Source organism: Constrictibacter sp. MBR-5, assembly GCF_040549485.1.
In the GTDB taxonomy this organism is placed as follows: Bacteria; Pseudomonadota; Alphaproteobacteria; order JAJUGE01; family JAJUGE01; genus Constrictibacter.
In genome coordinates, this window is the sequence record NZ_JBEPTK010000001.1 from 44624 (window position 1) to 69289 (window position 24666).

The following is a 24666-nucleotide window of genomic DNA, read 5'->3' on the forward strand; positions in this document are numbered from 1 at the left end:
CGGCGGCGAACTGCCGCGGCGCGGCGACGTTGAACTGGTGCCGACGATACGTGCTGATATCGGCGCTGGCCAGACCGACGTCCGCTGCACGGCGACACGCGGATGACGGCACCGCCGGCCTGACGACGCGGGCGCATTCATATCGACGAACGATGGTCTTGGTCGCATGATACCGGGCATGGCTTCCCTGGCGCACCGACAGGCTGACGACGTCTTCATAACGGACGAGCTGAACACGCGGGCGCCGGGCCGCGTCGATTCGCTGAAGGAAAAGCAGGCGCTGCAGGATCTCGCCGGCCGCATGTCGAGCTGGCCGGAAGAGGTCCTGCCGCGCTTCGTCGAACTGGCCATGGAAATGACCGAAGGCAGCTCGGCAGGGCTGAGCCTCTACGAGGAGGAGCCGGCGCCGGGCGTCTTCCGCTGGCGCTGGCTGCAGGGCCTGCTTTCGCCGTTCGAGGGCACGACGGTACCGCGCGATTTCAGCCCCTGCGGGGTGGCCCTCGACCGGAACGACATCGTACTCTGCGCGCATCCGGAGCGGGTCTACAACTGGATCGCCGAGGCAGGACTGACGATACCCGAGGCGCTGCTCGTGCCCCTCTACCTGGGCGGCACGGTCCCCCTCGGAACGCTCTGGATCATCGGCCGGGGCCCGCGGCATTTCGACCGCGGCCACGCGCGAGCCATGAAGGAGCTGGCGAGCTTCGTCGACATCGCGCTGCGCATGGTCCGGACCGAAGAACGCCTGCAGCAGGCACTGGATGCGCAGCAGATGCTCGCGCGCGAGATGAGCCACAGGATCAAGAACCTGTTCGCCATGACGAACGGCCTGCTGCGGCTGAGCGCCCATGCGGCCTCGGACAAGGACGAACTGGTGCAGCTGATGTCGGGCCGGCTGCAGGCGCTGGCGACGGCGCATGCGCTCGTCCGGCCCGCCTTCCGGGGGCCGGTGCGCGGCGACCGCGACCACGCGGGCGCTGCGAAGGCGGCCGGACACGACCTCGACACGCTGATCCGGACGATCGTGAGCCCTTACGAACGCTCCGGAACGGAGCAGGGATCGCGCTTCGCGATCGCAGGCCCCGGCGTCTCCTGCGGCGAACAGAGCTCCAACGGCATGGCCCTGGTCCTCCACGAACTGGCGACCAATGCGGCCAAATATGGCGCGCTGACGACGGAGCACGGCCGCATTGCCGTCGACTGGCGGCTGAGCGAGGGAAAACTGGCGCTGCAATGGGAGGAAACCGGCGGGCGGCCTATCGAGGCGGAACCCGCGAGCACCGGCTTCGGCGGCTCCCTGGTCAGAACGATCGTCCAGCACCAATTCGACGGCACCCTGTCGTATGACTGGCGCGGCGACGGCATCACCGTGCGCATCGCCGTCCCGGCGGACCGCCTGTCGGCCTGACGGGGCCACCCGCCGCACGGCGGCGAGGCCGAAGCCCGGCGGAGTCCGCATATCCTCATGCCGATGCCGAAGCTTGCCGGCAGGCGTATTTCCGCCACCTTCCCCGCAGAAGACCGAGCACACGACGCCATCCGTGCAGGGGACATCCATGAAGAACGCCGCCATTCTCTCGATCTGCGCCATCGCCCTCGTCGCCGCATGCGCCCCGCACCGCGACCATGCCCCGCCTGCAAGCCCCCCGACCGACAGCGCCTGCAACGCCGACGCCGCGTCCTTCGCGGTCGGGCGGCCGGCCACGGCGGCGCTGGGCGAGGAGGTCCGGCAGGCCGCGGGCGCACGGCGGGTGCGGGTGATGGAGCCCGACAAGGCCTATACGATGGAGTTCGACGCGCAGCGCGTGAACCTCGTCCTCGACCGCGCCGGCAACGTCCAGGCCGTCCGCTGCGGCTGACGGAGGCCTGTTCGGATTTCCGGACATCGCCGGCTTCCGGCGTTCGGATCTCCTGACGCGCGGCATCGCGACATTTCCCTAAGGGACTGATTTTCCTTCATTCGTTCGGCTGGCACCGGCATTGCGACGTGTTCCGCACCAGAGCGCGGAGCATCATGTGCCGGAACTGCTGATCTACGTCCTGCTGCCCTTCTTCCTCGCAGGCCTGCTGTGCGCCTTGCCGGGCGGCCTGCGGGCATACGGTGCGGCCATGGCCGCGCTGCTGTGCGCGGTGCTGTTCGGCCTGTTCGCCACGGCGCTGCCGACGGTGGGCGCCGGCGGGGCGGTGGTGCAGTCGATGCCCTGGCTGCCGTCGCACGGCGTCGAGCTGGCGCTGCGGCTCGACGGCCTGTCGATGCTGTTCGCGCTGCTGATCACCGGCATCGGTGCCTTCATCTTCCTCTATGTCGGCCGCTATCTGGCCGGGTCGGCGATGCTGACGCGCTGCGTCGTCCTGCTGCTGCTGTTCATGGGCGCCATGCTGGGCTCTGTGCTGGCGGACGACGTGGTCATGCTCTTCGTCTTCTGGGAGCTGACCAGCCTGATGTCCTTCCTGCTGATCGGCTTCGACGGCAAGGAGGCCAAGGGCCGTGCCGCGGCGCTGCAGTCGCTGCTGGTGACCGGCGGCGGCGGCCTCGCGCTGCTCGCCGGCCTGCTGCTGCTCGGCAACGTGGTCGGCACGTTCCGCATCTCCGAGATGATCGCGGCGACGCCGCTGGTGCTGGAATCGCCGCTGCTGCCGGCGATCGTGCTGCTGATCCTGGGCGGCGCCTTCACGAAGTCGGCGCAGTTCCCGTTCCACTTCTGGCTGCCGAACGCCATGGCGGCGCCGACCCCGGTCAGCGCCTACCTGCACTCTGCGACGATGGTGAAGCTGGGCGTCTACCTGATGGCGCGCTTCACCCCCGTGTTCGGCGAAGATCCGCTGTGGACCGGCGCGCTGCTGACGGCCGGCAGCATCACCATGCTGCTGGGCTGCGCCCTGGCGCTGCGCGAGCGCGACCTGAAGCGCATCCTGGCCTACACGACCGTCGTCGGCCTCGGCACCCTGACCATGCTGCTGGGCATCGGCGGCGCGGTCGCGGCGCTGGCCGCGGTGATCTTCCTGGTCGTCCACGCCCTCTATAAGGCGTGCCTCTTCCTGGTCGCCGGCGCGATCGACAAGGCGACTGGCACCCGCGACATCACCCGTCTCGGCAAGCTGGCGCGCGCGATGCCGGTCACCGCCTGCGCCGCCATCCTGGCCGGCCTGTCGATGGCCGGCCTGCCGCCGCTGGTCGGCTTCCTCGGCAAGGAGCTGGTCTACGAGGCCGCGCTGGGCGGATCGGCGGTCGTCGTCGTCGTCGCGCTGCTGACCAACGCCGCGACCGTCGCTGCCGCCGGCGTCCTGGTCTACCGGCCGATGTTCGGCCCCGGCCATCCGCTGCCGAAGGCGCCGAAGGAGGTCTATCTCAGCCTCTATGCCGGCCCGATCGTGCTAGCCGTGCTCGGCCTGCTCTGCGGCCTGGTGCCGGCCCTGATGCTGGGCCCGCTCGCCAGCGCGGCGGCCGCGGCCATCGGCGGGCACGAGTACGTCCTCATCGACCTCTATCTGTGGCACGGCTTCACGCCGATGCTGCTGCTGAGCATCGTGACCGTCGCACTCGGGCTCCTCATCTTCCGGTTCGCCGATCGCTGGCGCCGGGCGGAACTGCCCGGCTCCGTCAGCGCGGAGGGCGTGTACGCCACGCTGCTGGAAGGCATGCAGCGTCTGGCCGTGTGGCAGACGCGGCGCCTGCAGACCGGCAGCCTGCGCGGCTACATGCGGGCTGTCTTCGCGGTGATCGTCGTGACGATCGGCTCGGCGCTGCTGGTCTTCGACGGGCTCGCGATCCCGGACGACGTGCTCGCGCCGCGCCTGCTCGACATGATCGTGATCGGCCTCGTCCTGCTCGGCGCCGTCGCGACCGCCCTGCTCTCCTCCCTGCTCGCCGGCATCGCCGCTGTCGGCCTGGTCGGCTTCGGCGTGGCGCTGATCTTCCTGCTGTTCGGCGCACCGGACTTGGCCTTCACCCAGTTCGCGGTGGAGACGCTGTTCCTCGTGATCCTGACGGTGCTGCTGCTGCACCTGCCGCACCGCGAGCCCGAGCACCGGACGCGCGGCCAGCGTCTCGCCGACGGGGCCGTGGCCATCGGCGTCGGCACGGTGGCGTGCCTGCTGCTGCTGGCGGTGCTGTCGCAGCCGTTCGACCGCTCCGTGACCGCCTTCTACGAGACCGTGAGCCTGCCGCTCGCGCACGGAAAGAACATCGTCAACGTCATCCTCGTCGACTTCCGCGCTCTCGACACGCTGGGCGAGATCGCCGTGCTCGGCTTCGCCGGGCTGGCCCTGGCGGCGCTGCTGCGGGTGACGCGCGGTGACGACGAAGCCGAGAGGAGCGCCGACCGATGAACTCGCTGATCCTGCGCACCAGCGCGCGCCTGCTCCTGCCGGCGATGCTGATCTTCTCGCTGATCGTCCTCTTCCGCGGCCACAACGACCCCGGCGGCGGCTTCATCGGCGGACTGATCGCCGCGAGCGGCGTGGCGGTCTTCGCCTTCGGCTTCGGCCGCGAGTCCGCCCTGCGCGTCCTGCGCGTCGATCCGATCGTGATGCTCGGCATCGGCGTGCTCGTGGCCCTGAGCAGCGGTCTCCTGGGCCTGTTCGCCGGCGAAGCCTTCCTGACCCACCACTGGACGTTCCCGGGCGGCCTGCCGATCGGCACGGCCCTGGTCTTCGACGTCGGCGTGTACCTGGTCGTGCTGGGCGCCGTCACGTCGATCCTCTTCGAGTTCATGGAGCGCTGACATGGAAGCCCTGATCGCCATCGCCGTGGGCGTCCTCCTCGCGTCCGCCACCTATCTGCTGCTGAGCCGCAACCTGCTCCGGCTGATCCTCGGCCTCGTGCTGATCGGCAATGCCGCCAACCTGACGATCTTCGCCGGCGGGCGGCTGGTCGGATCGACGCCGCCGCTGCTCGGCGGCAGCGACGCCGGCGTCATGGCGAACGCCCTGCCGCAGGCACTGATCCTGACCGCCATCGTCATCAGCTTCGCGCTGATCGCCTTCACCATGGGCCTGATCTACCGCGCCCAGGCGACGCTGGAGACGGTCGACACCGACGGCATGCGCCTGGCCGAGCCGCCGAACGAGCCGCCGGCGGTGCCCGGCACCGAGATCGCCGAGCCGGCCGCCGCGCCGGCCTCGCGGCCCGCGCCGCGGCCGCGGCGCACCGCTGCCGGAGCCGCCGAATGACCGATTCCATGACGATCGCGGCACCGATCCTGATTCCGCTGATCGCGGCGGCGCTCTGCGCGGTCTTCTGGCGCTCCGCCTCGGTCCAGCGCGCGATCAGCCTGGCGAGCTCGGTGCTGCTGCTGGCGGCGGCCGTCTGGCTGCTCCGCACCGTCACGACGCAGGGCATCATCGCCAGCAACATGGGCGGCTGGCAGGCCCCCTTCGGCATCACCATGGTCGCCGACACCTTCTCGGCCGTGATGGTCGTCATCACCGCGGTCATGGGCATGGCGGTGGCGATCTACAGCGTCGCCTACCCGGACACCGCCGCACGCGAGGCCGCCGGATATCACCCGCTGTTCCAGGGCATGATCTTCGGCGTGACGGGCGCCTTCATGACCGGCGACCTGTTCAACCTCTACGTCTGGTTCGAGGTCATGCTGATCACGTCGTTCGGCCTGCTGGTGCTGGGCGGGCGGCGCGACGCGATCGACGGCGGCGTGAAGTACGTGGCGCTGAACCTGGTCGCGACCACCGTCTTCCTGATCGCCATCGGGCTGCTCTACGGCGTCGCCGGCACGCTCAACATGGCCGATCTCTCCGGCAAGCTGGCGCTGGTCGAGAACCAGGGCCTCGTGACGGTCATCGGCCTGCTGTTCCTGCTGGCCTTCGGTATGAAGGGGGCGGTGTTCCCGCTGTTCTTCTGGCTGCCGGCCTCGTACCACACGGCACCGATGCCGATCGCGGCGATCTTCGCGGCACTGCTGACCAAGGTGGGCGTCTACGCGATCATCCGCGCCTTCACCCTGATCTTCACCGGCGACGTCGGCTTCTTCTCGAACGCCATCGCGTTGATCGCAGCCGCGACGATGATCACCGGCGTCCTGGGTGCGGCCGCGCACTACGACATCCGGCGGATCCTGTCGTTCCACATCATCAGCCAGATCGGCTATATGCTGATGGGACTGGCGATCTACACGCCGCTCGCGGTGGCCGGGGCGATCCTCTACATCGTCCACCACATCGTCGTGAAGGCGAACCTGTTCCTGATCGCCGGCGCGATCCGGCAGGCTGGCGGCTCGTTCCAGCTCAAGAAGCTGGGCGGCCTCTATCACACCCGACCGCTGCTCGGCGTGCTCTTCCTGATTCCCGCTCTGTCGCTCGCCGGCATTCCGCCCTTCTCCGGCTTCTGGGGCAAGCTGCTGGTGATCGACGCCAGCCTGCAGGCCGAGCACTACGCGCTGGCCGGGATCGCTCTGGCCGTCGGCCTGCTGACCCTCTACTCGATGATCAAGATCTGGCTGGAGGCCTTCTGGAAGCCGGTTCCCGAAGAGGGCTCCGCGTATGGCGGTGCCGTGCCGGTCACGCTCAGCCGTCTCCGCTTCGCGGTGATGCTGACGCCGATCGTCGGCCTGGCCGCGATGACGATGACCATCGGCATCTGGACGGAACCCTTCGTCGCACTGGCGGGCGACGCCGCGGCGCAGCTGCTCGACCCGCGTGCCTATATCGCCGCCGTCATGGGAGCGCCGCGATGATGCGCCGCCTGCTGCTCGTCCCGAAGGTCGGGATCCTCGGCCTGATCTTCCTGCGCGAACTGATCCTCTCGAGCCTGGCCGTCGCCCGCGACGTGCTGCGGCCCGGGCACGCCTACCGGTCGGCGATCGTGGGGGTGCCGCTCGACCTGCGCAACGACGCGCAGATCACCGTGCTGGCGAACATGGTCACGCTGACGCCGGGGACGACGAGCCTGTTCATCTCCGACGACCACGAGACCCTCTACGTCCACGTCATGGACACGCCGTCCCCCGAGGCGACGATCGCGTCGATCAAAGACGGCTTCGAAAAGAAGGTGATGGAGACGTTCCGATGATCCCCGAAGGCGCGATGTTCTCCGAAGGCGCGACGTTCGTCGACATGGTCACGATCCCGGTCGTCGCGATGCTGCTCGCCGCCGTCCTGGTGGCGGCGTGGCGGATGGTGCACGGACCCACGCTAGCGGACCGCATCGTCGCCCTCGACATGCTGGGCGTGATCGCGATCGGCTTCACCGCGGTGGCGGCCCTGCTCGCCGGTCACCTGGGCTTCCTCGACGTCGGGCTGGGCGTGGCGCTGTTCGGCTTCCTCGGCACCGTGGCCTTCGCGGCCTTCGTCGAGCGTTCCGCGAGGGCGCCGCGATGAACGGGATCCTCGACGCGGCCGCAGCCGTCCTGATGCTGCTCGGCGCCGGTTTCGTGCTGGTCGCCGCGATCGGCGTGGCGCGCCTGCCCGACATCTTCATCCGGATGCATGCGGCGACGAAGGCAGGGGTGGTCGGCGTCGGTCTGCTCCTGCTCGGCGTCGCCCTGTCGTTCGACGAGGCGGGGGCCTGGGTGCGGGTGCTGCCGGCCATCGTCTTCCTGATCGTGACGACACCGATCGCGGCGCATGCCCTGGCCCGCGCCGCCTATTGCGCCGGCGCCCAGCTCTGGCCCGGCACGTTCGCCGACGAACTCTCCGAAGTCATTCCACGGCGCGTCCAGCGCCTCGACGCCGGCCGGCCGCAAGCAGACGAACGCGAGCCCGCATCGGCGGACCCGGCAAGACAGAAAACGGCAAGCGAGGTCGACCCCATGACGATCCTTCCCTTCGACGGCCGCTCGACGGCCGAGCGCCACATGCCGGCCACCATGCGCACGCGGCCGGACACCGGACTGCGCCGCCTGCTCGTCGGGCTCGTCTCGGGAGACGCCGGTCGCATCGCAATCGACCAGGCGGTCCGGCTCGCCCGCGAGACCGGCGCCGAGCTCGTCGGCTTGTCGATGGTGGACGTCCCGGCGGCCCGGCGGGTGGGCGCCGTGCCGCTCGGTGCCATGCACTATGCGCGGCGCCTTTCGGAACATCGCCTGCACGAGGCGCGCGACAAGGCTGCGGACGTCGTCTCGGCTTTCGAGGTCGCCGCGGCGGCAGCCGGCGTCCGGTACGAGGTCCGCCACGAGGAGGGCGATCCGCGGACGCTGCTAGCCGACGCCTCCGGCTCATTCGATCTTGTCGCCATGCCGGCCTATGGCTGGGAGAGCGACGGCGCCGAGCCGAACGGCCCCGGCCTCGACCCGCTGCTGGCCGCCGGGGTACGCCCGCTGCTGACCGGCACGCCGGCACGGCGCGAGGTCCGGCACGTCCTGCTGGTTCACGATCTGAGCCAGCGCGCCGGCCAGACCGTCCGCTGGTTCGGCCAGACGCGGCTGTGGCCGAACGCCACGATCCACGTCGCCGGCATCGGCGACGCGAAGCCGACGATGGACGCGACGCTGGAGGAGGCCGCGGCCTATCTCGGCGCTCACGGCTATGCCGCCGAAGCGATCGGGCCGATGCCGCAGTCCTCGGTCGCGGCCGACCCGCTCGCGGACCTGCCGTTCCGGTGCGACGTCGCGATCATCGCGAATGCGGGCAGCGGCGGACGGCTGCAGCGGCTCCAGGCCGATCCGGGACGCCGGCTGCGCGACGCCCGCTGCACGCTCGTGCTGGGCTGAGGACTTCGCGCCGCGTTCCGGTGGCGGCGTGCGGCTGCTAACCTGCCGCACCGCGCCCCGGAAGCCGCAGGCAAGCATTTGAAGCGCATCGGCGTCCCCGCCCTTCGTCGGGTTCCCATCGCCGTCCGGCTGCCGATCGTCATGGCAGCTTTCTTCCTGGCCGGCATGATCGGCACCTCGCATGTCGCGCTGCTGTCGATGCTGACTGAGCTGGAGCGGCAGGTCGAAAGGGTCGGCGCGGTCTATGTCGACGCGATCTCGATCATGGCCGCGCCGCACATCCTGGCGAAGGACCGCCAGGCGGTCTATTACGCGCTCGACCGCGCGATGCGCCTCGCACGGAGCGTGCACAAGCACCAGGTGCTGGCGCTCGACGCCGAGGGCAACGTCCTCGCCCACATCGTCCGCGACGCGGACGCCGACCCCGACATCCCCCGGCCGGCCAACAGCCTCTTCCGCATGGGTGCGGGCGGCGAGTCCGCGTGGGTCGGGGAGGCGGTCTGGATCGACGGCGACGTCATCGGCTACCTGATGACGGAGATCGACATCAGCGACATCCGGGCGCACCACACCTGGCTGCGCTGGACCGTCATGGTGGTCGACCTCGTCATCGGCGTGTTCTGCGCCCTGCTCGGCTTCGCCCTGATGCACCGGATGCTGACGCCGATCCGCGTCCTGACGGACCGGCTGACGGCGTTCGGCCACGGCGACGTGCGGGTCATGCCGGCCGAGGAACTGCCGCCGGCATCCACCGAGTTCGGCCGGCTGATGCGGAGCTTCAACGGCATGGCGGCGGCCGTGCGCGACCGCGAGCGGCTGGCGGCCGACATGGCGGCGCACGATCGCAGTGCTGCCCTGGGCAAGCTGGCGGCGACGGTCGCGCACGAGGTGCGGAACCCGCTGGCGGGCATGTCCAACGCCGTCGCCACCATCCGCCGGTTCGGCGACTCGCCGACGGTGCGGGACCAGTCGCTCAGCCTGCTCGAGCGCGGACTGGAGAGCATCGGCGACGTGGTGCAGGCGACCCTCTCGACCCATCGCGGCGGGCCGGGCCAGCGCGTCCTCACCGCGGCCGACCTGGAGGACCTGCGGCTGCTGGTGGCGCCGGAGGCGCGCCGGCGCGGCGTGGTACTGGAATGGACCGTGGCGGTTCCCGACACGGCGGACGTGCGGGCCACCGAACTGCGCCAGATCCTGCTGAACCTGCTGCTGAACGCCTGCGCGACGACGCCCGCGGGCGGCACGGTCCGCTTCACGGCCGAGCGCGGCGGCGATGCCCTGTCCTTCTCGATCGAGGACCAGGGTGGCGGCATGCCGCCGGAGGTGGCGCGCAGCCTGGAGCGCCAGGAGGAGGATCCGGGACTGCCGCCGAAGGGGCTCGGCACGCGCGTCGTCATGCATCTGGTCCGCGAACTGAGCGGCAAGGTCAGCGTCGCATCGTCGCCGGACACGGGAACGCGCATTACATTGACGATACCATTGAACCAGGAGTGACCGTGTCGGAACGCAGCGCGCTGCGGGTGGCCCTGATCGAGGATGATCCGATCCTCGGCGAATCGCTCGTGCAGCGCCTGACCTTGGAGGGGATGGAGGTCGTCTGGTGCCGCAGCGGCGCCGAGGCGGTGACGCGCCTGCGCCGGTCGCGCTGGGACTTCGTCGTCTGCGACATCCGCCTGCCCGACATGAACGGCGAGGAGGTCTACGGCGCCGTCATGCCCGAACTGGGCGGCGCGCCGATCATCTTCATGACGGCGTTCGGCGACATCGAACAGGCGGTACGCCTGATGCGCGCCGGCGCCGACGATTATCTGATCAAGCCGTTCAAGATCGAGGAACTGGTCGAGCGGCTCGACAGGCAGCGCCGCCTCGCACCCGAGGGTCGCGAGGGCGAGCCGGTGCTCGGCCTGTCGCCCGCCATGCGCCAGGTCGAGACGGTGCTGCGGCGCGTTGCCTCGCTGGACACGACGGTGCTGCTCCTGGGCGAGAGCGGCGCCGGCAAGGAGGTCGCCGCGCGCTTCCTCCACGGCGCGGGAAACCGGGCGACGAAGCCGTTCGTCGGCGTGAACTGCGCCGCACTGGCGCCCGAACTCGCCGACAGCGAGATCTTCGGCCACGAGCGCGGCGCCTTCACCAGCGCCGTCGGCCGCCACACCGGCGTCGCGGAGCGTGCGGCGGACGGCATTCTGTTCCTGGACGAGGTCGCAGAACTGCCGGCCGGGCTGCAGGCGAAGCTGCTGCGCCTGATCGAGGAGCGCAGCTTCACCCGGGTCGGCGGCGAAAAGGCGATCCCCTTCCGCGCCAAGCTCGTCTGCGCCACGAACGCCGACCTGCGCGCCCGGATCGCGGAGGGCAGCTTCCGCGAGGATCTCTACTACCGGATCAACGTGATCGAGGTGACGGTGCCGCCGCTGCGCGACCGGCGGATGGAGATCGTTCCCCTCGCCCGCCACTTCCTGCAGCGGTTCGGCGCGCGCTTCGAGCGCGGCGCCATGCGGCTGTCGCCGGATGCCGAGACGGTACTCATGGCGCACGACTGGCCCGGCAACGTGCGCGAGCTGCGCAACCGCTGCGAGCGGGCGGTGGCGCTGGCCGAGACGCAGACCGTCGATGCGCGCGCCCTCTTCCCGGAACGGACGCTAAGCGGCCGGGGGCCCGGCGGCGAGGCCGCGGTCAGCATGGAGGCCGCCATCGAAGACCTGGGCGCCGTGCGCGAACGGGCGGAACGCGAGCACATCCGCAACGTCCTGGTCCAGACCGAAGGCCAGGTGGGCCGCGCCGCGGGCATCCTCGGCATCTCGCGGACGACGCTGTGGGAGAAGATGCGCCGCTTCGGCATCGGTGGCGACGGCTGAAGCCACAGGGGCCGGGTTTCGGCGCCGCGGCCATACCGAACGTTAACCATCGGTCGATAAGTTGTTCTAAGTTGTGCGCCGCGCGGCGCCCGGGTGCGGGTGCCGGACCATCGGCGCGGAAGCATGGTCGGGGCATCGACGCCTCGGTGCCGCCGGATTGGTGCGGCAGAGACGAACGGAACGTGAGGAGCGGCGGCGGCATGCGGATTTCGAGACGGTCTCTGCTCGGCGGCGTCCTCGCCGCCCCGGTAGCAGGCTCCGCGTGGCCCACCCTCGTCGAACCCCGGTTCCTGGAAATCCGCCACCGCACGCTGACGCTGCCGCACATGCCGGCGGCGCACGGGCCGCTGCGCATCGTCTTCCTGACGGACCTGCATGTCGGCTGCCCGCACGTGACGCTCGACCGCACCGCGGCATTGGTCGAGCAGGCGAACGCGCTGTCCCCGGACGTGATTCTGCTCGGCGGCGACTATGTGGTGCAGGGCGTCGTCGGCGGCCGGTTCGTGGCACCCGAGGACACGGCACGGGTGCTCGGCGGCCTGCGCGCGCCGCGCGGCGTCTACACCGTTCTGGGCAATCACGACTGGTGGCTGGACGGCTGGCGCGTGCGCAAGGCCTTCGAGGCGGCCGGCATCCCGGTGCTGGAGAACGAGGCGATACCACTGCCGGAGGGTCCGAAGATGTGGCTCGCCGGGCTCGCCGACGAGCAGACCCGCACGCCCGACGCGGTTGCGACCCTGGCCCGCGTGCCCGAGGACGCGCCGGTCGTCGTGCTCGCCCACAATCCGGCGACCTTCGCGACGGTGCCGGACAGGGCGCTGGTCACGCTGTGCGGCCACACCCACGGCGGGCAGGTCTCCCTGCCCTTCTACGGGCCGCTGGTCAACGCCACGAAGTCGCCGCTGCGCTGGACTTACGGCCACATCGTCGAGGGCGGCCGCAACATGATCATCTCCGCCGGGATCGGCACCAGCGTGCTGCCGATCCGCTTCAACATGCCGCCGGAGATCACGGTCGTCGACCTGCAGTCCGCCGCAGCGGCCGAGGCGCTCGCCGCCTGACGCGGCGAGGCCTCTCCCCGCGTCAGGCGGCGGCCCTGCGGGCGGCGTAGCCCCAGAGATAGACCACGCCGACGATCGCGGCACCGCCGAGGTCCGACCAGGTGCCCGGGATCAGGAGCACCAGCGCACCGGCGAGCAGCAGGATCCGCTTGACCGGGTCCAGCCGGCCGACCCCGTAGAGCCACCCTTCGAAGCCGGACGCGATCAGCCAGACCGCGAAGACGGCGGTCGTGACGTCGTGCGCCACGTCGATGGGATCGCCCTGGAGAATCAGCGTCGGGTTCAGCACGAACAGGAACGGCAGGATGAAGTTGATCGCCCCCATGCGCATCGACTTGAAGCCGGTGGCGAGGGCGTTCGCCTTGGCGATGCTCGCCGCCGCCACCGCCGCCAGTGCCACCGGCGGGGTGATGAAGCTGAGCATGCCCCAGTAGAGGATGAACAGGTGGCTGGCGATCGGGTCGAGGCCGCCGCCGATCAGCGCCGGGCCGAGCACGATCGCGAGGAAGATGTAGCAGGCCGATGCGGTCATCCCCATGCCGAGGATGAAGCTGGTGATCGCGCCGAAGATCAGCAGCAGGTAGATGTTGCCGCCGGCGAACTGCAGCAGTTCGCGCGAGAAGGCGCCGCCGACACCGGTGTAGGACAGCGCGCCGACGATCATGCCGATGCCGACCAGAATGCCGACGATGTTCGCGATGTTCTTGGTGGAGTCGACGATGAGTTCGAGCATCGCCGCGAGGCCGAAGCGGTTGGTGGGCCTGAGGGCGCAGGTGACGAGGAGGACGGCCGTCGCGAAATAGGGCGCGTAGGACTCGATCCGCATCGCCAGCAGCATGTAGACGAGAAGGACGAGGCTGAAGAGATAGTACCAGCCGCCCTTGAGCACCTGCCAGAGGTCGGGGATCTCCGACGCAGGCTGACCCTTGAGCCCGTGCCGCGCGGCGTAGTTGTCCACCTGGAGCAGCAATGCCAGATAGAAGAGCAGCGCCGGGACCAGGGCCGCGAGCATGATCGTGCTGTAGGGCACGTTCAGGAATTCGGCCATGATGAAGGCGACCGCGCCCATCACCGGCGGCATCAGCGCGCCGCCGGTGGACGCGCATGCCTCGACCGAGGCGGCATAGACCGACGGATAGCCGATCCGCTTCATCGTCGGGATCGTCAGCTGCCCCGTCGTGACGACGTTGGAGATGACGCTGCCCGAGAGCGAGCCGAAGAAGCCGCTCGACAGGATGGCCACCTTGGCCGGGCCGCCCCGCGACTTGCCCATCAGCGCGGTGGCGAACGCCATGAAGAAGTCGCCGCCGCCGGTCACCACCAGGGCCGAGCCGAAGATCAGGAAGCCGAGGAGCAGGCTCGCGACCGTGCGCATCGGCACGCCGATGATGCTCTCCGACCCGAGGGCATGGCTGGTGAAGACCTCCTCGATCGGGCTCGACGGGCCCCAGAGGAAGCCGGGCATCTGTTCCGCGAACAGCGGATACAGGAAGAAGAAGCCGCAGATGATGAACAGCGGCAGGCCGCCGCAGCGCCGGACCGCCTCCAGGCCCAGGATGCAGAGCACCGCTGCGGCGACGACGCCCTCGGTCGGGGCGATGATGTCCCATCCCTCCTGGATGATCTGACCGCCGTGCCAGGCGAGCCACATGGTGGCGCCGAACGCCGCGGCCGCCAGCAGCCAGTCGTACCACGGCACGTTCGTGGCGGCGCCGCGCCAGGCCGGGAAGATCAGCAGCGAGAGGGAGAGGAAGATGGCGACGAGGACGTAGAAGTATGAGGTGTCGATCAGCAGGAGACCGAACACCTGCAGATTGAAGACCTGGTTGATGTTGATCAGGATCCCGGCCGCGCCGAGGACCAGAACTACCCAATAGGCGACCCCGGTCAGCCTGTGCGGGTCGCCCTGCCCGTATCCCTCGCTCTCATAGCCCCCCGCAACCACGGCCGCTTTTGCGGTCGGTTCCGCCATCCGCCCAACCTCCCGTTCTCCCTATTGCCTTGGGGAGGTACCGGACGAGGGCAGCGCTGTCCACAGAGAACGGCCCGGCCCCCGGTTGAGGAGACTCGGTGCCGCCCGCCATGCCACGTCAGGCCAGCGATTCGAGCTCTTCGTCGGACAGATTGCCGGGCACGATCACCAGCGGCACGCGCAGCCGCCCGATCTGCTTGCCGGTCAGGGACGAGACCAGCGGTCCGGGGCCCTGCGGCCCGACATCGGCGCCGAGAATCAGCAGCGCGACGTCCTCGTCCTCCTGGATCAGGGTGATCAGCTCGTCGATCATCGGCCCTTCCCGGACATAGACGACCGGTATCTTGCCGCTCCAGCGCTGAACCTGGCTGGCGGCGCGCAGGAGGTTCTGTTCGGCCTCGTCGCGCGCTTCCTCGCGCATCAGGTCGCCGACCGCCGCCCAGTGCTGAAAGTCGGCCGGGGCATCGATGACATAGGCGATGCCGACGCGCGTGTTCGGCAGGCGTTTCGCCCGCAACGAAGCGAACTCGAGCGCCGCATGCAGTTCTTCGGTATCGTCGACGACGCAGAGAAAGACCCGGTTCCGTGCGCGGGCGCGGGGTTCCTGCGACGCTCCGGTCTCTTCGGCCATGGTCACGTCCGAGGAAAAATCACGCCTTCCGGAACATCGTTCCAGCACCCCATCCTGCCACCAGGGCGACGGCGATGGCAACCAGACCGTAGGCCGGCGAATAGTCATGGGCAAAGTCGTAGACCGCGGCGCCGAAACCGGCCCGGCTCACCAGCAGCGGCGTGGACGACATCTCGCGGATCCGGCCGTCGCCGACGCTGTAGACCTCGACGTTGTAGCGGCCCGTGGGCACGTTGGCGGGAAAGGGAATCGTCGTCCTGAACAGGCGGTCGCCGACGAACGTTACCGGCCAGACCTCGCTGGCATAGAGGTCGGCCGCCTGCTTGTTGCGGATCAGCGCATCGCGGAAGGCGGCGACCCGCATCTTGTTGGCGTCCGGCTCGTCCGGTTCCGCGGCCAGGAGATCGCGGCCCAGACCGTAGCGCTCCAGCAGCTTGCGGACCGGCTCATCCGCGAGTTCCCCGGTCGCGGCGACGTGGAAGAAGGCCGGTACCGCCTTGAAGCCGACGCTGTCGCGGTTCACCCAGATGCCGGCGATCCGGTCCTTGCGCCGTACCGTCGTCGTCTCTGGCGGCCCGCGCACGACGACGACGATGTCGCCGACGCCTTCGCGCACGCCGAACAGCAGGACATCCGCCCCGGTGAACCCCGTGGTGATCGCCACCAGATGCTGCGATATGTCGACGATGAGGTCTTCGGCCCGCGCCGAGGATCGCCATGCCTCGACCAGCAGCCCCACTGCCAGAGCCGCGCACAGCGCCATGCCGGCACAGCATCTGCGCACGCGGCGGCCGCCGACTGACGGTGCGGCTGACGGTCGAGCGGTGGTGGGGCGGTGGGTTGACATCAGCCTGCCGGACGCACGGCCGGCACGCCGCGCGCGGCGCAAATCCTACTGGGGCTACCGATTCGAAAACAACCCCGGCCGACCGGCGAACACGATCTTTTGCAACGGTCGCCGTGGCGCCGGCGCCTCACCGGGAAGCCCGCCGGCCACTAAAAGCGATGGGGGGCTGTTGAGGAACATAAGGATATGTTTATATAGCGATGCACCTGCCGCCCCGTGGCGGGTGCCATGCTTTGGAGAATCACGATGAGCACGACCGCCGAGCGGGTCGAGGCCCTCAAGAAGGCAGCAGCGGAGCGGATCCTGGTCCTCGACGGCGCCATGGGCACCGTCATCCAGGGCTACAAACTGGAGGAAGCCGACTTCCGCGGCGAGCGCTTCGCCGGCTGGCCGAAGGATCTGAAGGGCAACAACGACCTGCTGATCCTGACGCGGCCCGACGTGATCCGCGAGATCCACCAGGCCTATTTCGAGGCCGGCGCCGACATTGTCGAGACGAACACGTTCAGCTCGACGACGATCGCCCAGGCCGACTACGGCATGGAGGAGCTGGCCTACGAGCTGAACCTGCAGGGCGCGCGGCTGGCGCGCGAGGCCGCCGACATCGTCACGGCGAAGGACCCGTCGCGTCCTCGCTGGGTCGCCGGCGCCATCGGGCCGACCAACCGGACAGCGTCGATCTCGCCGGACGTGAACAACCCCGCCTTCCGCAACGTCAGCTTCGACGAGCTGCGCGAGGCCTATGCCCAGGCGGCGCGCGGCCTGATGGAGGGCGGCGCGGACATCCTGCTGGTCGAGACGATCTTCGACACGCTGAACGCCAAGGCGGCGCTGTTCGGCATCGAAGAGGTCTTCGAGGAGCGCGGCGAGACGCTGCCGATCATGATCTCCGGCACGATCACCGACATGTCCGGGCGCACGCTTTCGGGCCAGACGGTCGAAGCCTTCTGGAATTCGATCCGGCACGTGAAGCCGTTCTCGGTCGGACTGAACTGCGCTCTCGGTGCCGAGCAGATGCGGCCGTTCCTGGCCGACCTGTCGCGCGTCGCCGATACGCTGATCTCGACCTACCCGAACGCCGGCCTGCCGAACGAATTCGGCGAGTATGACGAGACGCCCGAACACATGTGCGTGCAGATCGAGGAGTGGGCCAAGGCGGGCCTGCTCAACATCGTCGGCGGCTGCTGCGGGACGACCCCGCCGCACATCAAGCACATCGCGGCCCACGTGGCGGGCGTTCCGCCGCGCGAGGTGCCCGAGAAGCCGATCGCCATGAGACTCTCCGGACTGGAGCCTTTCGAGCTCGCATCATGAACCAGGAAAACCTCACAAGCCGCTTCGTCAACGTCGGCGAGCGCACCAATGTCACCGGCTCGGCCAAGTTCAAGAAGCTGATCGTCGAGGGCGACTTCGAAGCCGCCCTCGCCGTGGCCCGCGAGCAAGTCGAGAACGGCGCCCAGGTCATCGACGTCAACATGGACGAGGCGATGCTGGATTCGGAGGCGGCAATGGTCCGCTTCCTGAACCTCATCGCGACCGAACCGGCGATCAGCCGCGTGCCGATCATGATCGATTCGTCGAAATGGTCGGTGATCGAGGCCGGCCTGAAATGCGTGCAGGGCAAGGCGATCGTCAACTCGATCAGCATGAAGGAAGGCGAAGAAGCCTTCATAGCGCAGGCCCGCGCCGTGCGCCGCTACGGTGCCGCGACCGTCGTCATGGCCTTCGACGAAAAGGGCCAGGCCGACACCGAGGCGCGCAAGTTCGAGATCTGCGAGCGCTCCTACCGGATCCTGGTCGACAAGGTCGGCTTCCCGCCCGAGGACATCATCTTCGATCCCAACATCTTCGCGATCGCGACGGGCATCGAGGAGCACAACAACTATGCGGTCGACTTCATCGAGGCGACGCGGCGGATCCGCAAGGAGCTGCCGCACTGCCACGTGTCGGGCGGCGTCTCCAACGTCTCCTTCTCGTTCCGCGGCAACGAGCCCGTGCGGCAGGCGATGCACTCGGTGTTCCTGTACCACGCGATCCGCGCGGGCATGGACATGGGCATCGTCAACGCCGGCCAGCTCGCCGTCTACGAGGACATCCCGGCCGAGCTGCGCGAGCGCTGCGAGGACGTGATCCTGAACAAGCGGCCGGACGCGACCGACCGCCTGCTGGAGATCGCCGAGCAGTTCAAGGGCGGCGGCAAGAAGCGCGAGGTCGACCTCAAGTGGCGCGAGGCGCCGGTGGCGGAGCGGCTGACGCACTCCCTCGTCCACGGCATCACCGAGTGGATCGACGAGGACACCGAGGAGGCGCGCAAGCTCTTCGACAAGCCGCTCGAGGTGATCGAGGGGCCGCTGATGGACGGCATGAACGTCGTCGGCGACCTGTTCGGCGCGGGCAAGATGTTCCTGCCGCAGGTGGTGAAGAGCGCGCGCGTGATGAAGCGCGCCGTCGCCTGGCTGATGCCTTACCTCGAAGAGGAAAAGGCGAAAAACCCGGTCAAGGAGAAGAAGGGCAAGGTCCTTCTCGCCACCGTGAAAGGCGACGTCCACGACATCGGCAAGAACATCGTCGGCGTCGTGCTGCAGTGCAACAACTACGACGTCGTCGACATGGGCGTCATGGTGCCCTGCGCGAAGATCCTGGACGCGGCGCGCAAGGAGGAGGCGAACATCATCGGCCTCTCCGGCCTGATCACGCCGAGCCTGGACGAGATGTGCTACGTCGCGGCGGAAATGCAGCGCGAGGGCATGAACCTGCCGCTGCTGATCGGTGGCGCCACGACCAGCAAGATCCATACGGCGGTCAAGGTCGCTCCGAACTACCAGAGCCCGGTCGTCTACGTCATCGACGCGTCGCGCGCCGTGGGCGTCGTCGGCAACCTGCTCTCCGCCGGCAATCGCGACGCCTATGCGGCCTCCATCCGCGAGGAATACGCCAAGATGCGGGACGCGCATTCGCTGCAGCAGGAGGCGAAGACGCGTGTCGCCATCGCCGCGGCGCGTGCCAACCGCGTGCCGATCGACTGGGAGGCCTATGAACCGCCGCAGCCGCTGAAGCCCGGCATCACCGTTTTCGACGATTACGATCTGGCCGAACTCGCCTCCTGCATCGACTGGAAGCCCTTCTTCGAGACGTGGGAACTGTCGGGCCGCTATCCCGACATCCTGGAGGACGAGGTGGTCGGCGAGGTCGCGACGTCGCTGTTCGCCGATGCCCAGGCGATGCTGCAACGGCTGATCGGCGAGAAGTGGACGACGGCCCGCGGCATGGTCGGCCTGTGGCCGGCGAACGCCGTCGGCGACGACATCGAGGTGTATGCCGACGAGGGTCGCACGAAGCTCGCGGCGCGTTTCCACACCCTGCGCCAGCAGATGGCGCGCGAGGGTCGTGCCCGTGCGCACAACGCGCTGTCGGACTTCGTCGCGCCGAAGGAAAGCGGCCGCCCCGACTGGCTCGGCGGTTTCGTCGTCACGGCCGGCCACGGCATCGAGGAGAAGGCGCGCGAGTTCAAGGCGAATGGCGACGACTATAACGGCATCCTGGCGCAGGCGCTGGGCGACCGACTGGCCGAGGCCTTCGCCGAGCGGCTGCACGAGCGCGTCCGCAGGGAGATCTGGGGCTATGCGCCGGACGAGACGCTCTCGAACGAGGAGCTGATCGCCGAGAAGTACCAGGGCATCCGGCCCGCCCCGGGCTACCCGTCCTGCCCCGACCACACCGAGAAGCGGACCCTGTTCGACCTGCTCGACGCTGAGAATGCGGTCGGCGTCGAACTGACCGAGAGCTATGCCATGTGGCCCGGCTCGGCGGTCAGCGGCTTCTATTTCGCCCACCCGCAGAGCCGCTATTTCGGCCTCGGCCGCATCGGTCAGGACCAGGTCGAGGACTATGCGAAGCGCAAGGGCATGACGGTGCAGGAGGTCGAGCGCTGGCTCGCACCGAACCTCGCCTACGACCCGAACGCGAAGAAGGCGGAAGCGGCGTAGCCGCTGCCGCGCGGCGGACGACGGAAAACGGGGCCGGCATCGATGTGCCGGCCCCGTTTCGTATGGCGCCTCCTGCGGGACCGCTGGGAGAGATGGATTAGATCGGGACGACGGCTGCCTGTTCCGGGGCAACGTCGAGCAGGCGGTTGCGCAGGCGCACGAGGAGGCTGTCGATCTCCGCCATGCCTTCGCGGCCGAGGCTCGGCGCCGGCCAGCGGGCACGAGCGGACTTCGTCCCGCCGCGGCGGCGCAGGATCTCCTTCCGGACGGCGAGGCCGTAGCCGGGCTGCTGTTCATAGCGGATGAACGGCATGTAGGCGTCGAACAGCGCCGCGGCGCCGTCCCGGTCGCCGGCGGTGAAGCGGTCGTAGACGCCGACCAGCATCTCCGGGAAGCCGAAGCCGGTCATCGCGCCGTCGGCGCCGCGCTCCATCTCCTCCAGATAATAGAGGGCGCCGTTGCCGACGAGGATGCTGACCCGTCGGCGGCCCGCCTCGTCCGCACGCACCCGCGACAGCTTGGCGAGGCCGGGGCAGTCCTCGTGCTTCAGCATGACGATGCTGGGGAACGCGTCGGCGATGCGGTTCCAGAGCGGCACCGAGAGGTGAATGCCGGTCGACTGCGGATAGTCCTGGTAGACGACCGGCACATCCGGGCCCAGCGCGGCCGTGACCGCCTCCATGTAGCCGAAGGTCTGGTCGTCGGTCTTCAGCGGGCCGGACGGCGCCACCATGACGCCGGCGGCGCCCTGGTCCATCACCTTGCGCGACAGGTCGGTGACGCTGGCGAGCGCCGTAGCACTGGTGCCGACGATCACCGGTACCCTTCCGTCAACGGCCTTCAGGAAGCGCGCGGCAACAGCCTCGGTCTCCGCGGCGGTGAGCTTGTTCGCCTCGCCCATCATGCCGAGGATGGTGAGGCCGTGCACGCCGCAGCCGAGATAGAAATCGACCAGCCGGTCGATGCCCTCCAGGTCGAGGGCACCGTCGTCTTCGAACGGCGTGGCGGCGATCAGATAGACGCCCTTGGCGTCCTCGGTCAGACGATGGCCCATGTCCCCTGCCCTCCGCGGCGCCTGGCTCAGCTTCTGTTCTCGGGTGCCGTCACGTCGCGCAGGCCGTCGCCCATCAGGTTGATCGCCATGACGAGCGCGAACAGCGCGAATCCGGGGATGCAGATGACCCAGGGCATGAAGAACATGAAGCCCTTGCCCTCCGAGATCATCAGGCCCCAGGACGGCGTCGGCGGCTGTACGCCGAGGCCGAGGAACGAGAGCGCGGCTTCCAGAAGGATCGCGTGCGCGACTTCCAGCGTGGCCACGACGATCAGCGGGTTGGCGATGTTCGGCAGGATCTCGCTGCTCAGGATCCGCCAGCGCGAGCAGCCGACGGCCTCTGCCGAAGCGACATAGTCCAAGCCGCGTACCTGTTGCGTGGCGGCGCGCACGACCACCGCGAACCTGTCCCAGATCAGCAGGCCAAGGACGATGATGACGATCTGCAGCGAACTGCCGATCAGCGCGACCACGGCGAGCGCGATCAGGATCGCCGGCATGGCGAGACGCGTCGTCACGATCAGTGTGATGATCATGTCGATTCGGCCGCCGAAATAGCCAGCGGCGATACCCATCGCCGTGCCGATGATCCCGGAGATCGCCATCGCGGCGAAGCCGATCAGCAGCGACACCTGGGCGCCGTACATGATCCGGGAGAGGTAGTCGCGGCCGAAGGCGTCGGTGCCGAGCGGATGCTCCCACGTGCCGTTGGCGTGCCAGAACGGCGCGATCAGCCGCTTCGACAGATCCTGCGCATAGGGATCGTGCAGGGGCAGGATCGGGGCCAGCAGCGCCATCAGCACGATGACGAGCAGGACGGAGCCGCCGATCATCAGACCGGTGTGCCCAAAAATCCGTCCCCGGAGGATCGCAGCCGGCGACGGGCCGGTATTGGCTTCGGCGGCCGGGCCCGCGGTGGCGGACGACGGTGCGGTGGGCGCCGGTGCGGAATTGGCGACGGCCATCTCAACTCACCCGAATTCGCGGATCGAGGAATGCGTTCAGCAGATCGGCCAGGAAGGTCAGCACGACATAGACGCTGGCGATCACGAGAATGACGGCCTGCATGACTTCAAGGTCGGACCGCTGGATCGACTGCCAGGCGAGCCGGCCGAGGCCGTTGAGCGAAAAGATCGTTTCGATAACGATCGAGCCGCCGAGCATGAAACCCAACTGAACTGCGGCAACCGACACAACGGGAATGACCGCGTTGCGCAGCGCATGCTTGAACAGGACGACCCGGGGACGCAGCCCTTTCGCATAGGCGGTGCGGATGTAGTCCGACGACAGCACCTCGATCATGCCCGTACGGGTCAGACGCATGAGGGCCGGCGTCGCGTAATAGCCCAGAGCCAGCGAAGGCATGATGAAGTGCAGCCAGGTGTCGCTGCCGGTGATCGGCAGCCAACGCAACTGCACGCCCAGAACAAGGATCAGGATGAGCGCAAAGAAGAAGCTGGGCATCGCCTGCCCGACCACGGCGATAGACAGTGCCATGCGGTCGAGCAGGGTGTTCGGTCGAAGCGCCGCCAGGACGCCGAGGGGAATCGACACGATCAACGCAAAGGTTAGGGACAAGAGCCCCAGCGTCATCGTGACCGGCGCCCGCTCCCAGATGATCTGCGCGACCGGCTGCTTGAGATATATGGAAATGCCGAAATTGCCCTGGATCGCCCTGCCCGCCCAGTCGAGATACTGGACGATCAGGGGACGATCGAAGCCGTACTGCTTGCGGACATAGTCGATGTCCGACGGTGTCGCGTTCTCGCCGGCCATCGCTGCGGCGGGGTCGCCCGCCAGATGCAGAAGGCTGAAGGTGGCGACCGACACCAGGAAAGCGACGAGGAGGGCGAGCCCCAGCCGCCGTGCTGTAAATCTGAGCATGAGTGCTCGCCCTTCTCGATCAGTAGCGGGTTACTTCCAGCTCGCGCGGTAGAATTCCGGGATCTCGTCGGCGCTCGGCTCGAACTTCAGACCGTCCGCGAAGGCGTAGTACTTGCTGTAGGTGAAGAGAGGCACCCAGCAGGCCAACTCGGCGATGCGGGTCAGCGCCTTCTTGTAGATCGCCTTCCGCTCTTCCGCATCGACGGTGATGTCGCCCTTCTTGAGAAGCTCGATGACCTGCTCGTCGCGGCAGTTGTCGTCGCGGCCGCCCTCGAAGAACAGGCTGGTGAACGCCGAGATGTCGTTCACGGAACTCGACCCCCAGGTCATGTTGTAGATCGGGGTCTTGCCGTCCCAGACGAGGCCGCGCAGGGCCTGATACTGCATGTACTTCAGGCTGGCACGGATCCCGACCGCCTGAAGGTCGCCCAACACCGCCTCGGCGATATGCCGCTCGCGATAGGCGTACAGTTCCGTCTCGAAGCCGTTCGGATAGCCGGCCTCTTCGAGAAGCTTTTTCGCCTTCTCCGGGTTGTAGTCGTACTTCGGAACGTCCTGCGTGCAGCCGACCTGGCTGGGATAGCAGGGGGAATGGACGACTTTCGACGCACCGCCCATCAGGTTCTTGGCGATCGACTCGCGATTGATCGCATGAGCCACCGCCTGACGGACCTTCAGCTTGGTGAACGGCGTCTCGCCGCCGCGACCGGTCGCCTCCATGCCGACATAGCTGACCCGCATCGTGTCGGCGTTAACCACCGTCAACTGCGGCATCATCTCCAGCTGCTCGGCCTTCTCCTTCGGCACGTCCCAGATCCAGTCGATCCCGCCCGTCATGATCTCGGCGATCTGCGTCTCAGGGTCGGCGATCGTGCGGAACTTCACGGTCTTGATCGTGGGCTTGGGCCGGGGACCGTCGAAGTAATCCTCGTTACGGACCATCGTGAAGGATTCGCTCGGCTCGAAGCTGGCCAGCTTGTAAGGCCCGGTCCCGATCGCCGGGATCGTGCCGTAGTCGACCTTGCCGGTCTGATCCTTCTTCGCCTTGTCCCAGATCCCTTCCGGCATCATCGCGATCGGCCCGGCGAGCATTTCGAGCGCTGCGGGATACGGATCCTTCAGATGAATGCGGACCTTGTAGTCGCCGAGCTTCTCCGCGCTCTTCATCCAGTCGTAGTAGTTGCGCGAGAGGACCCCGCTGTCCGGCTTGACGATGTGGTTGACCGTGGCGACCACGTCGTCCGCATCGAACTTGCTGCCGTCGTGGAACTTGACACCCTCGCGCAGTTCGAACTCCAGCGTGAGGTCGTCAACCCACTTGTAGGACTTCGCGAGCAGCGGCTCGTACTCGAAGTTCTCTGGATTGCGATACAGAAGCGTGTCCCACATGTGGCGGGCGCTGATAACCGTCTCGCGCAGGTTGTTGTAGAAGGGCAGAACGACGTTCACTTCCTTGTTCGTCGCCCAGACCAGCGTGTCGTTGGCCTTGCCCGCGAAGGCCGCCGGAGCGGCGGCCATGCAGATCGCGCCGATGGCCCCGCCCAGAATGCTCCCGTATCTCATCCCATCTCCTTTCAGTGAACAGCGTCGCGGCCTTCTGACCGGCCGTTCCTCCACGCCAGCGCCCTGCCGAAACCCGCGTTGATTGTCGGGCGGGCCGCCTCGACGCACGGAGAGCGCCGAACGGCAGGCAGGGTCGAGTTGCGCGCATTC

Annotated in this window: 21 protein-coding genes; 14 read left to right on the top strand and 7 right to left on the bottom strand. The window is 68.4% G+C overall.

Annotation, left to right across the window (positions count from 1 at the left end; translation table 11 throughout):
- Window positions 1-178 precede the first annotated feature (178 nt).
- The 12 genes from ABIE65_RS00230 (at window position 179) to ABIE65_RS00285 (ending at window position 12579) form a co-directional block, all read left to right on the top strand.
- Window positions 179-1408, top strand: a complete 1230-nt coding sequence (locus tag ABIE65_RS00230; protein ID WP_354074795.1) for a sensor histidine kinase — start codon at window positions 179-181, stop codon at window positions 1406-1408.
- Window positions 1409-1556: 148 nt separating this feature from the next.
- A complete protein-coding gene (locus tag ABIE65_RS00235) occupies window positions 1557-1859 on the top strand; it encodes an I78 family peptidase inhibitor (protein ID WP_354074796.1) in 303 nt (100 codons plus the stop codon).
- 157 nt (window positions 1860-2016) lie between these two features.
- Window positions 2017-4329 carry a hydrogen gas-evolving membrane-bound hydrogenase subunit E gene (gene mbhE / locus ABIE65_RS00240; protein ID WP_354074797.1) on the top strand — a complete coding sequence of 771 codons (2313 nt, stop codon included), beginning with the start codon at window positions 2017-2019 and terminating at the stop codon, window positions 4327-4329.
- The gene (locus ABIE65_RS00245) at window positions 4326-4724 is read left to right on the top strand and encodes an MnhB domain-containing protein (RefSeq protein ID WP_354074798.1); all 399 of its coding nucleotides are present in this window, start codon (window positions 4326-4328) and stop codon (window positions 4722-4724) included. Before mbhE ends, ABIE65_RS00245 begins: the two co-directional genes overlap by 4 nt.
- A gap of 1 nt (window position 4725) precedes the next feature.
- On the top strand, window positions 4726-5172 hold the full coding sequence (locus ABIE65_RS00250; RefSeq protein WP_354074799.1) for an NADH-quinone oxidoreductase subunit K: 447 nt from the start codon (window positions 4726-4728) through the stop codon (window positions 5170-5172).
- Complete coding sequence (locus tag ABIE65_RS00255; protein WP_354074800.1) at window positions 5169-6692, top strand: Na+/H+ antiporter subunit D; 1524 nt, start codon at window positions 5169-5171, stop codon at window positions 6690-6692. Before ABIE65_RS00250 ends, ABIE65_RS00255 begins: the two co-directional genes overlap by 4 nt.
- Window positions 6689-7027: a Na+/H+ antiporter subunit E gene (locus tag ABIE65_RS00260; protein ID WP_354074801.1), complete on the top strand. Its 339-nt coding sequence runs from the start codon at window positions 6689-6691 to the stop codon at window positions 7025-7027. The genes ABIE65_RS00255 and ABIE65_RS00260 overlap by 4 nt, the downstream gene beginning before the upstream one ends.
- Window positions 7024-7335: an MrpF/PhaF family protein gene (locus tag ABIE65_RS00265; protein WP_354074802.1), complete on the top strand. Its 312-nt coding sequence runs from the start codon at window positions 7024-7026 to the stop codon at window positions 7333-7335. Before ABIE65_RS00260 ends, ABIE65_RS00265 begins: the two co-directional genes overlap by 4 nt.
- On the top strand, window positions 7332-8666 hold the full coding sequence (mnhG, locus tag ABIE65_RS00270) for a monovalent cation/H(+) antiporter subunit G (RefSeq protein WP_354074803.1): 1335 nt from the start codon (window positions 7332-7334) through the stop codon (window positions 8664-8666). The genes ABIE65_RS00265 and mnhG overlap by 4 nt, the downstream gene beginning before the upstream one ends.
- Window positions 8667-8807: 141 nt before the next feature.
- Complete coding sequence (locus tag ABIE65_RS00275) at window positions 8808-10160, top strand: sensor histidine kinase (RefSeq protein WP_354074804.1); 1353 nt, start codon at window positions 8808-8810, stop codon at window positions 10158-10160.
- 2 nt (window positions 10161-10162) lie between these two features.
- A complete protein-coding gene (locus tag ABIE65_RS00280; RefSeq protein WP_354074805.1) occupies window positions 10163-11518 on the top strand; it encodes a sigma-54-dependent transcriptional regulator in 1356 nt (451 codons plus the stop codon).
- A gap of 200 nt (window positions 11519-11718) precedes the next feature.
- Window positions 11719-12579, top strand: a complete 861-nt coding sequence (locus tag ABIE65_RS00285) for a metallophosphoesterase (protein ID WP_354074806.1) — start codon at window positions 11719-11721, stop codon at window positions 12577-12579.
- Window positions 12580-12601: 22 nt separating this feature from the next.
- Here the strand turns inward: ABIE65_RS00285 and ABIE65_RS00290 are convergent, their stop codons facing one another.
- The 3 genes from ABIE65_RS00290 to ABIE65_RS00300 all read right to left on the bottom strand — a co-directional run bounded on the left by ABIE65_RS00290 (window position 12602) and on the right by ABIE65_RS00300 (window position 15945).
- A complete protein-coding gene (locus ABIE65_RS00290) occupies window positions 12602-14551 on the bottom strand; it encodes a TRAP transporter permease (RefSeq protein WP_354074807.1) in 1950 nt (649 codons plus the stop codon).
- Window positions 14552-14669: 118 nt separating this feature from the next.
- The gene (locus ABIE65_RS00295) at window positions 14670-15182 is read right to left on the bottom strand and encodes a universal stress protein (protein WP_354074808.1); all 513 of its coding nucleotides are present in this window, start codon (window positions 15180-15182) and stop codon (window positions 14670-14672) included.
- A 19-nt stretch (window positions 15183-15201) separates the two neighbouring features.
- Window positions 15202-15945, bottom strand: coding sequence for a TIGR02186 family protein (locus ABIE65_RS00300; protein WP_354074809.1), 744 nt, complete (start codon window positions 15943-15945; stop codon window positions 15202-15204).
- 330 nt (window positions 15946-16275) lie between these two features.
- On the opposite strand from ABIE65_RS00300, the gene ABIE65_RS00305 reads away from it, so the two are divergent.
- On the top strand, window positions 16276-17343 hold the full coding sequence (locus ABIE65_RS00305; RefSeq protein WP_354074810.1) for a homocysteine S-methyltransferase family protein: 1068 nt from the start codon (window positions 16276-16278) through the stop codon (window positions 17341-17343).
- A complete protein-coding gene (metH, locus tag ABIE65_RS00310) occupies window positions 17340-20015 on the top strand; it encodes a methionine synthase (RefSeq protein WP_354074811.1) in 2676 nt (891 codons plus the stop codon). The genes ABIE65_RS00305 and metH overlap by 4 nt, the downstream gene beginning before the upstream one ends.
- Before the next feature lie 97 nt (window positions 20016-20112).
- Here metH and ABIE65_RS00315 read toward each other — a convergent pair whose 3' ends face one another.
- Genes ABIE65_RS00315 through ABIE65_RS00330 form a run of 4 tightly spaced genes read right to left on the bottom strand, consistent with a single transcriptional unit; the run spans window position 20113 to window position 24516 of the window.
- Complete coding sequence (locus ABIE65_RS00315; protein ID WP_354074812.1) at window positions 20113-21069, bottom strand: dihydrodipicolinate synthase family protein; 957 nt, start codon at window positions 21067-21069, stop codon at window positions 20113-20115.
- A 26-nt stretch (window positions 21070-21095) separates the two neighbouring features.
- On the bottom strand, window positions 21096-22034 hold the full coding sequence (locus ABIE65_RS00320; protein ID WP_354074813.1) for an ABC transporter permease: 939 nt from the start codon (window positions 22032-22034) through the stop codon (window positions 21096-21098).
- Between the two features lies 1 nt (window position 22035).
- Window positions 22036-22953, bottom strand: a complete 918-nt coding sequence (locus ABIE65_RS00325; protein ID WP_354074814.1) for an ABC transporter permease — start codon at window positions 22951-22953, stop codon at window positions 22036-22038.
- A gap of 30 nt (window positions 22954-22983) precedes the next feature.
- Window positions 22984-24516, bottom strand: a complete 1533-nt coding sequence (locus ABIE65_RS00330; protein ID WP_354074815.1) for an ABC transporter substrate-binding protein — start codon at window positions 24514-24516, stop codon at window positions 22984-22986.
- Between the last annotated feature and the right edge of the window lie 150 nt (window positions 24517-24666).

Excerpts from the sequence above, each read along its gene's own strand:
- ABIE65_RS00265 (WP_354074802.1), top strand. The coding sequence starts at position 7,024 with ATGATCCCCGAAGGCGCGATGTTCTCCGAAGGCGCGACGTTCGTCGAC.
- ABIE65_RS00260 (WP_354074801.1), top strand. The coding sequence starts at position 6,689 with ATGATGCGCCGCCTGCTGCTCGTCCCGAAGGTCGGGATCCTCGGCCTG.
- ABIE65_RS00305 (WP_354074810.1), top strand. The coding sequence starts at position 16,276 with ATGAGCACGACCGCCGAGCGGGTCGAGGCCCTCAAGAAGGCAGCAGCG.
- ABIE65_RS00325 (WP_354074814.1), bottom strand. The coding sequence starts at position 22,953 with ATGCTCAGATTTACAGCACGGCGGCTGGGGCTCGCCCTCCTCGTCGCT.
- ABIE65_RS00250 (WP_354074799.1), top strand. The coding sequence starts at position 4,726 with ATGGAAGCCCTGATCGCCATCGCCGTGGGCGTCCTCCTCGCGTCCGCC.
- ABIE65_RS00285 (WP_354074806.1), top strand. The coding sequence starts at position 11,719 with ATGCGGATTTCGAGACGGTCTCTGCTCGGCGGCGTCCTCGCCGCCCCG.
- mnhG (WP_354074803.1), top strand. The coding sequence starts at position 7,332 with ATGAACGGGATCCTCGACGCGGCCGCAGCCGTCCTGATGCTGCTCGGC.
- ABIE65_RS00320 (WP_354074813.1), bottom strand. The coding sequence starts at position 22,034 with ATGGCCGTCGCCAATTCCGCACCGGCGCCCACCGCACCGTCGTCCGCC.
- ABIE65_RS00300 (WP_354074809.1), bottom strand. The coding sequence starts at position 15,945 with ATGGCGCTGTGCGCGGCTCTGGCAGTGGGGCTGCTGGTCGAGGCATGG.
- metH (WP_354074811.1), top strand. The coding sequence starts at position 17,340 with ATGAACCAGGAAAACCTCACAAGCCGCTTCGTCAACGTCGGCGAGCGC.
- ABIE65_RS00315 (WP_354074812.1), bottom strand. The coding sequence starts at position 21,069 with ATGGGCCATCGTCTGACCGAGGACGCCAAGGGCGTCTATCTGATCGCC.
- ABIE65_RS00230 (WP_354074795.1), top strand. The coding sequence starts at position 179 with ATGGCTTCCCTGGCGCACCGACAGGCTGACGACGTCTTCATAACGGAC.
- ABIE65_RS00235 (WP_354074796.1), top strand. The coding sequence starts at position 1,557 with ATGAAGAACGCCGCCATTCTCTCGATCTGCGCCATCGCCCTCGTCGCC.
- ABIE65_RS00275 (WP_354074804.1), top strand. The coding sequence starts at position 8,808 with ATGGCAGCTTTCTTCCTGGCCGGCATGATCGGCACCTCGCATGTCGCG.
- ABIE65_RS00290 (WP_354074807.1), bottom strand. The coding sequence starts at position 14,551 with ATGGCGGAACCGACCGCAAAAGCGGCCGTGGTTGCGGGGGGCTATGAG.
- ABIE65_RS00295 (WP_354074808.1), bottom strand. The coding sequence starts at position 15,182 with ATGGCCGAAGAGACCGGAGCGTCGCAGGAACCCCGCGCCCGCGCACGG.
- ABIE65_RS00255 (WP_354074800.1), top strand. The coding sequence starts at position 5,169 with ATGACCGATTCCATGACGATCGCGGCACCGATCCTGATTCCGCTGATC.
- ABIE65_RS00330 (WP_354074815.1), bottom strand. The coding sequence starts at position 24,516 with ATGAGATACGGGAGCATTCTGGGCGGGGCCATCGGCGCGATCTGCATG.
- ABIE65_RS00245 (WP_354074798.1), top strand. The coding sequence starts at position 4,326 with ATGAACTCGCTGATCCTGCGCACCAGCGCGCGCCTGCTCCTGCCGGCG.